Source organism: Streptomyces sp. NPDC059355 (assembly GCF_042752335.1).
In the GTDB taxonomy this organism is placed as follows: domain Bacteria; phylum Actinomycetota; class Actinomycetes; order Streptomycetales; family Streptomycetaceae; genus Streptomyces.
The window spans coordinates 153,107-166,466 of record NZ_JBHYXN010000005.1 but is presented as its reverse complement, the minus strand read 5'-3'; the positions used below and the strand labels follow the sequence as shown (position 1 = coordinate 166,466).

Genomic DNA, 13,360 nt, shown 5'->3' with positions numbered 1-13,360 from the left:
CGCCTGTACCTGGTACGGCCGGCGCTGACCGGCTACGACTTTATCCGTCAGGTGTGCGGGGCCCGTCCCGGGGGAGGGATACGGACACGGGAAGGAGGAATCATGACCACGCACGCCCAGGATCCGAAGGTGCCCCCGGCCGCCGCCGCCGTCCCCGGGGCCCCGGCCTCCACCCCGGCCGCGGCCCCGGCTCCCGTCCCGGCTCCCGAGCGCGCCGAGGGAGGTGAGCCTGCCTGCCTGCTCCACCTGGTCTGCCCCGACTGCGGACGGCTCGCCGACGAACGGGGCGCCCGGACCTGCTCCCGCTGCGGCGGCCCGCTCCCGGCCCCCGGCCCCTGACGCCACCACGACGGCGCGCGGTATATCCGGTGGCCCGGGCCCGTGCGGCGGTCCTAAGGTGCGGGCCATGACGATCATGGGCTCCGAAGCCGTAGACCGATCCGTGTCCCTCACCGCACAGGCACTGCGGAAGGTGGCGCACCTCGACTGGTCCGTCCCCGCCGCCGGCCTGGAGTGGAGCTGTTACGACACCGCCGTCCACGTGGCGAGCGATTTCACCGGGTACGCCACCCAGCTCACCGGGCGCTCGACCAGCGGGTACGCCCCCTTCGACATCAGCGCCGACCCCGGCACCACCCCCGAAGGCCTGATCCAGGTCATCGAGGCCACCGGAGGGCTGCTGGCCGCCGCCGCGGCCGTGACCGACCCGGGGGTCCGGGCCTGGCATCCGTACGGAATGGCGGGCCCGGACGGATTCGCCGCGATGGGCGTCGTCGAGACGCTGCTGCACACCCACGACATCCTGAACGGTGTCGGCGTCCACGACTGGGAGCCCGACGCCGACCTCTGCGAGCAGGTCCTCGACCGGCTCTTCCCGCAGGCGCCGCGCGACATCGCCGGACCGTGGCCGACCCTGCTCTGGGTCACCGGCCGGGGCGAACTCCCGGGCCTGCCCCGCCGCACGGCCTGGCGCTGGTACGCCGAACCCGTCGCCACGGAACGCGTCGTGCTCTGCGAGATCTCCCCGCTGGTCGCGGGCGACCTCCGCGACGGAGGCACCGGCGGCTTCGCCTGGGCCGAGGACGGCCCGGGCGAAGGCACCCGGGTCGCCTCCGGGATGGTGGCCAAGGCGCGGGAGGAGGGTACGTTCCGCCCCGGGTGGGGCGCGTACGCCATCGTCCGTACGCAGGACCGGCGCGCGATCGGCGGGATCGGCTTCCACGGCGTCCCCGACGCCGAGGGAAACGCGGAGGTCGGCTACGACCTCGTACCGTCGGCCCGCGGCAACGGGTACGTCACCGAGGCGCTGAAGGGCCTGGCCGCCTGGGCCTTCGACCAGCCGGGCGTGAGCGCGCTGCACGCCAGGGTGGACGCGGACAACGCCCCCTCCCACGGCGTCCTCGTCCGGGCGGGCTTCGAGCGGACGGGCCCCACCGAGGACGGCGGAGCCCGATACACCCTGAGGGCGGCTGCCCTGTAGCGGCCTGCTCAGTAGCCGCAGTCGGTGACCCGCTTGTGCGAGGAGATGCGGTCGTTGCACTCCCACGGGACGTTGCCGGCCCCGCCGTTCGGGGCGCAGGTGGAGGCGCCGCCGTGGCCGATGTCCTCGTAGACGCGCACGTCCCCGCGAAAACCGCCGTACCCGTTTTTCCACCAGGACGGGGCCCGGTCGTCATACCGCCCGCCTGTGGCGGATGCACGGCACCCAAACCCCCGTCGCCGAGGCCACGCCGAGCGGCCACGGCGACGACGTCCGGACCGTGTCCCACCGTCCGGACGGCCGCACGCTCGCCAGCGGGTCCGTCGACGGGCTCGCCGGACACCGGGACGCCGTACGCTCCGTCGCCTACAGCCCGGACGGCCGTACACTCGCCGGCGCCGGCGAGGAACGGACCGTACGGCTCACCGGCGTGGCGGACCTGCGGCGCCCGGAGCCGCCGGCCGTCCTGGAGGGCCACGACAGCGCCGTGTTCTCGGTGGCCTTCGCCCCCGCCGGGCACCCGCTCGCCGCCGCCGGCCGCGGCCGTACGTCGATCCGCCTGTGGGACGTCACCGACCTGCGGCATCCCGCCCCGCTCGCCGTCCTCGCGGGCCATACCGACGTCGTCGGCCCGGTGGCGGTCAGCCCCGACGGGCGGACGCTCGCCGGCGCGAGCGACGACCGCACGGTGCGCGTGTGGAACGTGCTCCGGCCCGCCCACCCCGGCCTGCTGAGCACGCTCACCGGGCACCTCACCGCCGTCAGCTCGGTCGCCTACCGCCCGGACGGCGCGGTGCCGGCCTCCGGCGGCTTCGACACCACCGTCCGGCCGGCAGGGACCGAGGAGGCGCGGGTCATCGCCGGGGCGTGCGCGCACACCGGGCCGCGGATCACCCGCGCCCAGTGGACCGCGCACCTCCCGTACGTCGTGTACTCGCCACCGTGCGGCGGCTCGGAGCAGCGTCCTTGGAGGTGTCCTGTCGATCAGGCCGGGTGGGGGCGCCGGGCGATAGCCTCGGGGCGGACGCCCTTCACCGGCTCGGAAGGCAGGCCCCGATGGCGAGTTCCCCGATTTCCTCCGCTTCCGCCCGTTCCCGGGTTCCCGTGATCGACCTCGGGCCGTGGCGGTCCGGCGAGGCCGGGGCGCGGGAGCGGATCGCCGCCCGCGTCGATGAGGCCCTCCAGGCCGCCGGGTTCCTGCTGATCACCGGGCACGGGGTGGATCCGGGGCTGGCCGCGCGGATCAGGGCGGCCGCCAAGGAGTTCTTCCGCCAGCCGGCCGAGGCGAAGGAGCCGTACGCCGTCGCGGTCGGCGGCCGCGGCTGGCTCGGCCCGGGCGCCGAGGCCAACAGCTACGCGGAGGGGGCCGCCTCGCCGCCCGACCTCAAGGAGTCCTGGTCCTGCGCGGCCGACGAGCCCACCGGGAACCCGTCCGTGGACGCCGAGTGGTTCCGCCCGAACGCCTGGCCGGCGGAGGTCCCGGCGCTGCAGTCGCTGGTCGTCGAGTACATCGCCCGGATGCGGGCCCTGTCCGACGAGCTGCTGGAGCTCCTCGCCACCGCACTCGGCCTCGCCGACGACCACTTCACCCGCCACACCGGGCACCCCACCTGGGGGTTCAACCTCAACTGGTACCCGGGCACCGAGGTGCTCGGGGAGCCGCTGCCCGGCCAGTTCCGGATCGGGGCGCACACGGACTTCGGGACGGTCACCGTCCTCGACCGCGAGCCGGGCTCGGGCGGACTGCAGATCCACACCGACGCCGACGGCTGGCAGGACGCCCCGTACGACCCGTCCGCGCTCACCGTGAACATCGGCGACCTGATGGCCCGTTGGACGGGGGACCGGTGGCGGGCCGGGCGCCACAGGGTGCTGCCGCCGCCGGCCGACGCGCCGGCCGAAGAGCTCGTCTCGCTCGTCTACTTCTACGAATGCGACCCGCACACCCGGGTCGAGTCGCTCCCGGCGCCGATCGGACGGGTGGTCCACGATCCCGTGGACTCCCACGCCTACCTGCGGGCGAAGCTCGACGCGATCACCGTGTCCTGACCTCCTCCACAAGGGTGAGCCGGGTGTCCCGCAGGGGGAGGCCCCGCTCCTCCTGTGAGGTGACGATCATGTACGGCTTCCTGCGTAGGTTCGGCGTCATGAATCGACGCCGAACCGCCGCATCCCTCGCGTTACTCGCCCTCCTGCTGCCGCTGCCGATGGTGGCCGCCGGCGCTGCCGCGGCCGCCCCGGCGCCGCCGGCCGCCTCCGCGGACTCCCGCGTGGTGCTGCCGCAACTGCCGCGCCCCACCGGCAAGTTCTCGGTCGGCCAGGAGACCCTGCACCTGGTGGACCGCAGCCGGACCGACCCCTGGGCGGGGTCCGGGCCGCGCGAGCTGATGGTGACCATGCGCTACCCGGCCCAGCGCGGCACCGGCGGCCCGGTCCGGCCCTGGCTCACGTACGAGGAGGCCCGGCTGCTGCTGGCCGACCGGCAGCTGGAGGAAGCCGTCGCGGTCGAGAGCCTGGTCGGGACCAAGGCCTACGCCCGCTCCGACGCCCGTCCCGTGGCCGGCCGGTACCCGCTGATCGTCCTGTCGCCCGGATTCACCGTCCCGCGCGCCACCCTCACCTCGCTGGCCGAGGAGCTCGCCTCCCGCGGCTACGTGGTCGCCGCCGTGGACCACGCGTACGAGACCTCCGGGACGGCCTTCCCCGGCGGGCGCGTCCTGACCTGCCTGGCCTGCGCGAAGATCGGCAGCGAGGAGGGAGCCAAGCAGGTCGCCGACAACCGGGCCCGCGACGTGTCCTTCCTGCTGGACCGGCTCACCGGCCGCCACCCTGCCTGGCGCAACGCCGGCCTCATCGACCCGGGCCGGATCGCGATGGCCGGGCACTCCATCGGCGGCTCCGCCGCGGTCGCCGCCATGGCGAGCGACCCGCGGATCCGCGCCGGGATCGACATGGACGGCGGGGTGTTCTCGCCGGTCCCGGCGGGCGGACTCGGCGGCCGGCCCTTCATGCTGCTCGGCTCGGAGGAGTCCCGCCCCGGCAACACCGGGACCGGGGAGGCGAGCTGGGACCCCAACTGGAAGCGGCTCGACGGCTGGAAGCGCTGGATCACCCTCGACGCCTCCCACCACTTCACCTTCACCGACTGGCCGACCATGAGCGACCAGCTGGGGCTGCCCCCGCTGTCGACGCTGGCCGGAGCCCGGTCGGTCGACCTGACCCGGCGCTACGTCGGCGCCTTCTTCGACCAGCACCTGAAGGGCATCCCGCAGCCGCTGCTCGACGGCCCGAGCCCCGAGGCGCCGGAGGTCCGCTTCCACACCCCGTGACCCGCGGCCGGCGACGCTGAGCGGGTCCGCGGCGGCCGCCCGCGCGGACCCGATTACCGCTGGTCGGCGGTGTTCGGCAGGATGGGGGCATGACCGAGATCCGCACCCCCCGCCTGCTCCTGCGCCGCTGGACCGACGACGACCTCGTCCCCCTGTCGGAGATCAACGCCGACCCGGACGTCATGCGCTGGATCGGCGACGGCTCCACCCTCGACCTGGAGGAGACCGCCGAGGAGATCGAGCGGTGGGAGGAGGAGTGGGACGAGGAGGGCTTCGGCCTCTTCGCCGTCGAGCTGCTGGCTTCGGGCGAGCTGATCGGGGCGGTCGGCCTGACCGTGGCGCAGTCCCCGCCGGAGGCACGGGACTTCGTCGCGGTCAGCTGGCGGCTCGGCAGGCCGTACTGGGGCCAGGGCTACGCCTCCGAGGCGGCCCAGGCCACCTTGGAGTTCGCTCTCCAGGACCGCGGCCTCGACCGGGTGATCGCGGTGAACCGGTCGGGCCACGAGGAGTCCGAGAACGTGATCCGCAAGCTCGGCATGGTGCTGGACCTCGACACGACGGACCCGGAGCACGGCCATCTGCTCCAGGTCCACAGCATCGACCTCACGGAATACGAGGCCTGACCCGCGGCCCCTTCCGCGGCGGGCGGCGGGCCGGCGTCGGCTGGTCAGGGTCGGCCGGTCGGGCCCGCGGGCCAGGTCCCGCGGGTCAGGGCCGGCGGAACCAGCGGCGCCGCGGTGCGGCCGGCGGGCCGAACGGCGGGAGGGCCTTGAAGCGCTCGTCGAAGGCCACCGTCGGGGCGATCCGCCGCAGCGCGCCGCGGACCAGCGTCAGCGGGTGCCCGGGGAACTCCGCGTCCCACTCCTCGAGGTCGGCGACGTGGTACGGCAGGCCGCCCGATACGTCCGGCCCGTACGGATGCGGGAGGAAGTAGTTCTCGTGGCCTACACGGGCACCGACGACGGCCTCCCGCATCCCGGTCGTGCCCTGCTCGCCCGCCTGCACCTTGATCACCGTGCTGCAGCCCGCCTTCGGCACGGTCCAGGAGGCGAGGAACACCAGCCCGTGCTCGGTGCCCGGCCGTCGGATCTTGACCAGCTGCCGTACGGCCGGGACGGAGTCCACCTCGCCGGGCACAGCCTCGATCAGCCCTCCGCCCGCCCGGGCCACGGACCGGGCGAGGCCGTGCCGGAGCCGGTCGGTCTCGTCCAGCGGCGCCGGCAGGTCCGGGACCAGGGGGAAGAAGTGGACCGAGAGGACGAGGCCCTTCTCGTCGGTCCAGACCCCTTGCTCACGCTCGGTGAAGCCGGTGAGGTCCATGGCCGTGATCGGTGTCGGTGTGGATATCGGTGTCATGGGGATCATGATGCTGATCACCGGCCGGACCCGGCACAGCGGGTCAGGCCGGGGCCGGTCCCGCCGGCGGGACCGGGGCTTCGGCGGCGTGGCCCGTACGGACCGCGGCGAGGGCGGCGGCGTGGACGGCCGCCGGGTCCCCGTGGTGCAGGACCGGGCTGCCCGTCAGCGCGTACCACTCCTCCGCGTCCTTGTACTGCACCTCGATCCGGACCAGGCGGCCGTCCGGGAGCGCCGTCGTACGCAGGGTCAGGGGGCCCGTGATGACGCCGACCTCGTCCGTCATCGCCCCGCCGGGCCCGGCCAGGACCTCGTCGCACCACTGCTGCCGTCCGCCGCCGTGCTGTCGGCCGGTCATGCCGCGCAGCTGTCCAGCATCGCCTCGAGCATCTTCTTCTCCGCTTCCGTCACGGTCAGGCCGTAGGTGGATTTCACGGTGGTCCAGGCCCGCCCGTACTGGCACCAGCTCGCCTTGTCCGGCGGCTGCCACAGGTCGGGGCTCTGGTCCCCCTTCGAGCGGTTCGTGGCCGCCGTCACCGACAGCAGCTGAGGGTGGGTCAGGTCGTTCGCGAAGGCCTTGCGCCGCGCGGCGTCCCAGCCGGCCGCGCCCGAGCGCCAGCCCTCGGCGAGCGGCACGATGTGGTCGATGTCCATCTTGGACGCCTCGGTGACCACGACCCCGTCGTACAGGCTCTTCCAGGTGCCGGAGACCGCCTTGCACTCGGAGTCCTGCTTCACGTCCGTGCCGTCCCGCTTGAGGACGACCTCGCGGGTGTCGCACTTGTTGCCCTGCTCGGCCCAGTGCGTGAACTTGGCCCGGCTGTAGCCGGCCATGGTCCCGGGCTGCGCGACCTTCAGCGCGGCCAGCCGGGTACGGGCCGCCTGGACGCCGACCATGCCGGGCAGCACGTCCCCCGGGGCCGGTTTGGCGTCCCCGCCGCCGGGAGCGGAGGGCGAGGTGCCGGCCGCCGAGGGCTTCGCGTCCTTGCCCGGCGCGGCGCCGGTACCCGAGCACCCGGCCACGGCCAGCAGCACCGTCGCCGCCAGGGCCGCACCCCGTACACGTATCTGACGTCCCATGAACCCACCCCGAGCCGGTCCCGCACCGCACGCTGTCCCGGAAAGACTACCCAGAACCGGACATTCAACCGGACGGCCAACCCGCCCGGGACACCCCGCCGTCGAGCCCGGTGCCGTCCGCGCCGCCGGGGCGGGCACCGAGCGGGGCCCCTCGGCGGGCGTTGTCAGTGGCTCTCGCTAGTCTCCCGACATACCGCAGCTCAGGGGGATTCGTTCCCCCTGGTCGACGCTGCGCGCATCCGGGATTTCGGGCAGTCGGAGGGGCACGTACTGATGGCATGGCTGGCAGCGGGCGAGGGGTACGAGATCGCCCTGGTGGAAGGGAAGGTGGTGGCGCGCTCAGCCACCGGCCGCACGGCGGGGAGGCAGTTGAAGACGCTGCCGAAGGCCCTGCGCGACCATCCCGAGGTGGACCGGCTGCGCCGGCTCGCCGAATGGCTGGACCGGCACGAGGCCGCCTGCATCGCCCAGGTGGACACCTGGATGGTGTCCTCGCTGCCCGTGCCGACGGCGCTGCTCGCCCGGGTCTGGCCCGACGAGGCCTGGCAGAGCGCGCTGCGCGACATGGCCGTCGTCGGGGACGACCCGGACGAGGTGGGCTTCCTGCGGGACGCGACCGCGGCCGGCGAGCTGAAGGTGGTCAACCTCGACGGTGAGACCGTACGGCTCTCCCCGCGCACGGTGACCCTGCCGCACCCGGTGCTGCTGCCCGACCTGGACGACGTACGGGACTTCGCGGCCGAACTCGGCATCGTGCAGCGCGTCGAGCAGATCCACCGGCCGACCTGGGAGAAGCCCGAGGGCCTGGCGGCCACCGCCACCGAGGCGCGGGACTACGCGGGCGGGGTCTTCGCGAGCCGGTTCGGCCTGGCCGCGCGGGCGACGGGCCTCGGCTACCGGGTCTCCGGCGGCTACGCGATCTGCAAGGTCCGCGACACCGGCCGGGGCACGGAGGCGGCGGTCTGGATCGGCGAGCCGTACTACGAGGACGAGACGAGCACCGGCGCACTGAGCTGGCACGACGAGAACGGCCGGGCGGTGCGCCTGACGGAGGTCGGACCGGTCGCCTGGTCCGAGGGCATGCGGATGGCCGCGGCGCTGTACGCCGGGCGCAAGATCGAAGAGGGCGGGGACGCACGATGAGCACCACCACCGGCACCACCGGCGCGACCGGCACCGAGGCCGACGCCGAACTGCTCCTCAAGGCCGGCGCCGTGCTGCCGAGCGGCACCGGGGGCGCGGGCCCCTCGGCCGTCGACCTGACCGCACGCACCTACCGCCACGCCGCCCTCCCCGACGACCGCGTCGTCGTCCGGCTCGCCGCCGCCGAACTGGGCCCGGCCGAGGACCTCGCCGCCGGCTTCCTGGGACTCGTGCTCGACGAGGACGAGGGCGCGCCGCCCGTGGTCGGCCTCGGCCAGCGCCAGGCCCTCGGCTTCCCCGAATGGGTCCTCGTCCACCACCCGCAGGACGGACACCACGCCCTCGCCGTGGTCCCCGAACTCGACCGGCTCGCCCGTACGGCCAAGACCAAGCCCAAGGCCGCCCTCGACGCCTGCCACGAACTGGCCGGCCGGCTCGGCGCCGCCGTCCCGCACTTCCTGCCCGTCTTCTACGAGCAGGCCGCCCGCATCTTCCTCGCCGTCGAGAACACCACGTACGCCGCCCAGCTGTTCGGCCGCGCCCGGACCAGCGAGGCCCAGCACGGCCTCCCCGTCGACGAGGACCGCCTCGACGGCGTCTTCCTCGAATTCGCCCTGGTCGGCGCACTCCCGGTGAAGGTGCTCACCGGCTACGCCAAGGAGCTGTCCGCCCGCGTCAGCCCCGCCGAGGCCCACGAGCGCTTCCGCAGGCTGTGCGTGCGCCGCACCGCGGGCGGACTGCCGCCCTCCGCGCAGGCCGCGACCGAACTGCGCCGCCTCGCCCGCGCCGCCGGCCTGACCGGCACCGAGGCCGAGCAGGACTACCTCGCCGAGCTGCTCCCGCTGCCGGCCACGCTGCGCGCCGCGTACGGCTGGTGGAAGGCGCACCGCAGCGCGCTCGTCGCGCTGGCCCGCCGGGTCCCGTCCGTACGGGGCACCCTGCTCGGTCTGATGCCGCCCGGCGGCGGCGACGGCGCGCTCCCCGCGCTGTGGCTGGGCCTGCTGGAGGAATCCGGCGCCACCGACGGGCTGGTCCGCGCCGACCTGCCCGCCGAGCAGCGCTGCTCCGACGGCGCCGCCGGCTGGCTGGAGCGCTTCCACGCCGCCCGGCACAGCGGCTGGGGCTCGCGCCCCACCCTGCCCGCCCTGCTCGACCTCGTCGCCCGCGCCGCCGACCGGCTGCGCGCCGAACTCGCCGAGCCCGGCCGCGAAGCGGGCCTGAAGGTGGGCGTCGAGGACGCCGACCTGCTGGACCTGCTGCTCTCCCTGGACGTCCCGGTCACCGACCCCGAGCCGGACTCCGGCTCGCGCCGGCGCCACGACCAGCTGAACCTGGCCGACTGGGCGCGCTCCGACCAGCGGCGGGACCTGCTCGCCGTCGCCGCCGACCAGCGCTTCCGGCCTTCCTTCCGGCGGGCCGCGTACGGCCTGGGCGGCGACGCCCACGCGGTGGAGGTCACACGGCTGCTCGCCGCCTCGCCCGGCGGCCGCCCGATGCTCACCGAGTGGATGCACGAGGTGGCCGGCGCCTCCACGGCCGCGGGCCTGCCCGGCCTGCCCGACGCCATCCGCCGGCTGACCTGGCTGCCCGCCGAGGCGCTCGAACTCGCCCGCGAGGAAGTGGCTCTCGCTGCCGCCGCCGACCTCGGGGAGACCCTGGCCCGCACCCTGCGCACCGGCCTCTTCGAGGAACTCTCCTGGCCCGCCTGGGAGAGCGCGATCGCCGAGATGACGCCCGGCGGCCAGGGCGGCGGAGGGCTGACCGTCGTCGAGGCCTGGCCGCACCTGATCGTCGCCAACTCCACCCAGGTCCGCGTCATCGACGCCGACTCCACCGTGCTCACCCACGACCTGCGGGCGGCGAGCAGCAACGCGCGCCGGTTCGGATTCCACTACGTCGACGGCGAACTGCTCGTCTTCTGGGCCCACTACGGCTCCGGGGGAGTCGAGGGCTACTGGCACACCGCCCCCGGCAACGTCTTCACCGTCGACATCGACGGCGGTTACTGGAACCTGCGCTCCGAGGACATCAGCCTGCCCCTGCCCGGCGGCGGCCGCACCACCGGCGGCGGCGTCCTGCACGCCGGGGACACCAAACTGCCGGGCGAGCGGCGGCTGCTGTCCGACGGGACCTCGCACTGGGTGTGGCAGCACCGCGACCAGGAACACGAGGGCGGCTGGCGCGAGTACGACCCCGCGGGCGGAGCCCTCGGCCGGTTCTCCGTGCCCGGCTTCCTCGCCGACACCCTGCGCGAGCACCCCGGGAACGGCAACACCGTGCCCGCACAGTCCTGCTGGCTGCGGCCCGCGCCCGCCGTCGAGGGCTCGGTCCTCGGCACGCCCGCGAACGGCCTGCTCGGCTGGCGGGTCGTACACGTCCCCGGCGGAGGCTGGGAGGCCTCCGACACCGGCGGCCGCAGGATCGGCGTGCCCGAGGGCGCCGAGATGCCCGTCGCCGCGCTCACCTTCCCCGGCGACGAGCGGCCGCGCGCACTGACCCACCGCTGGCGCGAGCTCAGCATCAGCGACCCGGACGGCGTGGTCACCGCCCAGTCGCGCAGCGACTACCGCACCGCCGCCTTCGCCACCGGGAGCGTCGAACTCCCGCCGCTGCCCTTCTGGTACGCGCTGCGCCCGCGCGATCCGCAGGCCTCGGCCGCCCTGCGCGCGGCCGACGGCGCGGCGGTCGGCGCCCTGCTCAAGGCGGCCGCCGCCGCCGAGACGGCCACCGACCTGCCCGACCTGGTGCGCGCGGCGCTGCCGCAGGTCACCGCCCCGCAGCTGATCGGGGGCATCGTCGAGGTGCTGCGCTTCGCCCTCACCCAGCAGGAGGCGCTGGACGGGGTCGCCGCCCGGCTCGACCCCGACTCGGGAGCGGCGGCCGACGGGCGGCCCGAAGGCCCCACCGACGAACTGATCGCCGGCGCGCTGCACGGACTCGTCGGCACCGGCTACCACCGCTGGGGCGCCCAGACCGACGCCGTGTACCGCTACCTGGGCGGGCTGGCCCGGGCGGCCGCCGACACCGAAGCCGCCGGGGTGCCCGGCCGGCTCCACTTCGACCTGCCCGCCCTGCCGTACTCCGCCCTCCCGTTCACGCCGCTGCTGGACCGGCCCGCGGCCGTCGCCTACCGGGCCGCCGTCATCGGGACCACCGACGAGCAGCGGGCCGCCCTGTGCGCGGTGCTCGGCCAGGTGGACGCCCTCGGGCTGGCCTCCGCCGAAGGCTCCGCCGACCGCTGGCGCCGGGTCCTGGTCCACCTCGACCAGCGCCACCTGCGCACCCCCGACGGCATCGAGCGCAACACCTCGCACCGCAGCCTGCTGCCGCTGGGCGGCGGAGCCGTCCTCGGCCTCACCGAGCACTGCACGTCGGTGTCCGACGGGCACGAGTTCGGGGCGCTGCTGCACGACCCGGCCGGCCGCTTCGCCGTGCCCGGCCCCTACACCGTGCGCGGCGACGCCCCGCTCGGCGACCGCGAGCGCGGACCCGGCTGGCTCGCGGCCTTCCTGGCCGAGGCCGCCGAGCGCGGGGCCGCGCCGTTCCTGCCCGAAGCCGCCGAGGAGTTCGCCCGCCTCACCGGGGTGTCCGGCACGGTGGCGCGGCTGCTGCTGGCCGGCCTGCCGAACATCGACAGCTACGAGCACCACTTCCTGCCGGCCGAACTGCGCACCGCCCTGGGCGTCAAGGCGGCCGACGCCAAGCACGCCCGGACCGAGCTCAAGAGCCTCGACCCCGAGGTGCGGCGCGCGGTCGTCGGCGCACTGCTGCCGGCCGACCCGGCGCGGCTGTGGACCGACGGCCCGGACGTGGCCGCCGCCGCGCAGGAGTGGAACCTTCGCGTGGGCCGTCGTACGCCCGTGCCCGAGTGGCTCCTCGCCGAGGCCACGCGCGCCGCGAGCACCGGCTGGTCCACGCACCGGGCGCTGGCCGCGATCCTCGGCCCGGCCCAGTCGCCCTCGCTCGGCGTCGACGTCGCCTGGGAGGTCAAGGGGGACCACGTAGAGCCCCGCGAACCGGCCACCGAGCCGTTCACCTCGACCGTCCTGACCGGCGCGCTGACCCTGACGGCCTGGGCCGCCCACCGGCTGCCCGCGGGGGACCCGCTGCGGTCCGCGCTGCCGCCCGCCCTGAGCGCCGTACGGCAGCGGCTCGCCGCACCCGGACTGATGCTCAGCATCGGGCACTTCACCAACCTGCCCGACTTCCGGAAGGCGGCGGGCACGCCGACCGAGACGGGCGAGGGCTACGAGCGGTACGGCGCGGTCGTCATGGCCACCGCGGACGACCGGCCCAAGCCCGCGCTGCGGACGGCCCTGCTCGACTCGACCGGCTCCGACCCGTACCTGCCCGCGCTGCGCGGCGAGGACCAGCTGCCCTCGTCCGTGGAGACGGCGCTGCGGGCCGTCCACGACCCGCGGTTCGCGCAGCTCCTGGCGGATCCGGGCGCACCGGCCGGCGGCGCCGCCGACAAGGACGGCACGTGGTGGCCGCAGGACCCGAGCCGCTCGGTGCCCGAGCTGGTGGCGGAGGTGTCCGGGGCGCACGGCCTGGGCGCGGACGCGGCCGCCGTGTACCTGGCGCTGCTCGCCATGCCCGACCCCACCGATCGCAATCTGGCGCGCTGGACGGGCTGGAAGCCGGCCCGGCTGAAGGCCGCCCGCACCGAACTGGCCGCCACCGAACTGGTGGTGACGGCTTCCCGGACCCGGGCCGGGCGCACGCTGTTCCTGCCGGGCGGCTGGGCGGAGATGTCCTCGCCGGTGCTGCCGGTGGAGCGGTGGAAGCTGCCGATGTACGGGCTGGCCCCGGGCGGGCGGCCGGTGCTGGGGGTGCTCGTGCCGGACGAGCCGGCCGCGGACCTCTACCGGCGGGCCTGGCAGCGGGTCCGCGAAGGAGACGTACCGCGCTTCGAGGCCCTGAAGGTCAAGCGCACCTGCGCACGCCGCCGCTGACGCCCGAGCCGGACGCG

The 13,360-nt window shown here is 75.3% G+C and carries 12 protein-coding genes; 8 read left to right on the top strand and 4 right to left on the bottom strand.

The window, feature by feature from the left end; translation table 11 throughout:
• Window positions 1-102 precede the first annotated feature (102 nt).
• Both ACFXGI_RS07210 and ACFXGI_RS07205 read left to right on the top strand, forming a co-directional pair.
• Complete coding sequence (locus ACFXGI_RS07210) at window positions 103-339, top strand: hypothetical protein (RefSeq protein WP_384704364.1); 237 nt, start codon at window positions 103-105, stop codon at window positions 337-339.
• 67 nt (window positions 340-406) lie between these two features.
• Window positions 407-1,480, top strand: coding sequence for a GNAT family N-acetyltransferase (locus ACFXGI_RS07205; RefSeq protein ID WP_384704362.1), 1,074 nt, complete (start codon window positions 407-409; stop codon window positions 1,478-1,480).
• Window positions 1,481-1,488: 8 nt separating this feature from the next.
• Here ACFXGI_RS07205 and ACFXGI_RS07200 read toward each other — a convergent pair whose 3' ends face one another.
• Window positions 1,489-1,620: a hypothetical protein gene (locus ACFXGI_RS07200; RefSeq protein WP_384704360.1), complete on the bottom strand. Its 132-nt coding sequence runs from the start codon at window positions 1,618-1,620 to the stop codon at window positions 1,489-1,491.
• A 74-nt stretch (window positions 1,621-1,694) separates the two neighbouring features.
• Here ACFXGI_RS07200 and ACFXGI_RS07195 point away from each other — a divergent pair, with 74 nt between their 5' ends.
• From ACFXGI_RS07195 to ACFXGI_RS07180, 4 genes are all read left to right on the top strand, one after another.
• Window positions 1,695-2,588, top strand: coding sequence for a WD40 repeat domain-containing protein (locus ACFXGI_RS07195; RefSeq protein WP_384704358.1), 894 nt, complete (start codon window positions 1,695-1,697; stop codon window positions 2,586-2,588).
• On the top strand, window positions 2,537-3,529 hold the full coding sequence (locus ACFXGI_RS07190) for an isopenicillin N synthase family dioxygenase (protein WP_384704356.1): 993 nt from the start codon (window positions 2,537-2,539) through the stop codon (window positions 3,527-3,529). Before ACFXGI_RS07195 ends, ACFXGI_RS07190 begins: the two co-directional genes overlap by 52 nt.
• Before the next feature lie 98 nt (window positions 3,530-3,627).
• A complete protein-coding gene (locus ACFXGI_RS07185; protein ID WP_384704354.1) occupies window positions 3,628-4,809 on the top strand; it encodes an alpha/beta hydrolase family protein in 1,182 nt (393 codons plus the stop codon).
• Between the two features lie 89 nt (window positions 4,810-4,898).
• On the top strand, window positions 4,899-5,432 hold the full coding sequence (locus tag ACFXGI_RS07180) for a GNAT family N-acetyltransferase (protein WP_030864110.1): 534 nt from the start codon (window positions 4,899-4,901) through the stop codon (window positions 5,430-5,432).
• A gap of 85 nt (window positions 5,433-5,517) precedes the next feature.
• Here the strand turns inward: ACFXGI_RS07180 and ACFXGI_RS07175 are convergent, their stop codons facing one another.
• From ACFXGI_RS07175 to ACFXGI_RS07165, 3 genes are read right to left on the bottom strand one after another with little or no spacing between them, the layout of a single operon-like run.
• Window positions 5,518-6,165: a hypothetical protein gene (locus ACFXGI_RS07175; protein ID WP_384704352.1), complete on the bottom strand. Its 648-nt coding sequence runs from the start codon at window positions 6,163-6,165 to the stop codon at window positions 5,518-5,520.
• A gap of 43 nt (window positions 6,166-6,208) precedes the next feature.
• A complete protein-coding gene (locus ACFXGI_RS07170; protein WP_384704350.1) occupies window positions 6,209-6,523 on the bottom strand; it encodes a hypothetical protein in 315 nt (104 codons plus the stop codon).
• Entirely contained in the window at window positions 6,520-7,245 is a 726-nt protein-coding gene (locus ACFXGI_RS07165) for an HNH endonuclease family protein (RefSeq protein ID WP_384704348.1), read from the bottom strand. The genes ACFXGI_RS07170 and ACFXGI_RS07165 overlap by 4 nt, the downstream gene beginning before the upstream one ends.
• Window positions 7,246-7,518: 273 nt before the next feature.
• Between ACFXGI_RS07165 and ACFXGI_RS07160 the strand changes: the two genes are divergently transcribed.
• Together ACFXGI_RS07160 and ACFXGI_RS07155 are read left to right on the top strand one after the other, a co-directional pair.
• Window positions 7,519-8,388: a DUF4132 domain-containing protein gene (locus ACFXGI_RS07160; protein WP_384704346.1), complete on the top strand. Its 870-nt coding sequence runs from the start codon at window positions 7,519-7,521 to the stop codon at window positions 8,386-8,388.
• Window positions 8,385-13,343 (top strand): DNA-binding protein, encoded by a 4,959-nt coding sequence (locus ACFXGI_RS07155; RefSeq protein WP_384704345.1) that lies wholly within the window; start codon window positions 8,385-8,387, stop codon window positions 13,341-13,343. The genes ACFXGI_RS07160 and ACFXGI_RS07155 overlap by 4 nt, the downstream gene beginning before the upstream one ends.
• Window positions 13,344-13,360 lie beyond the last annotated feature (17 nt).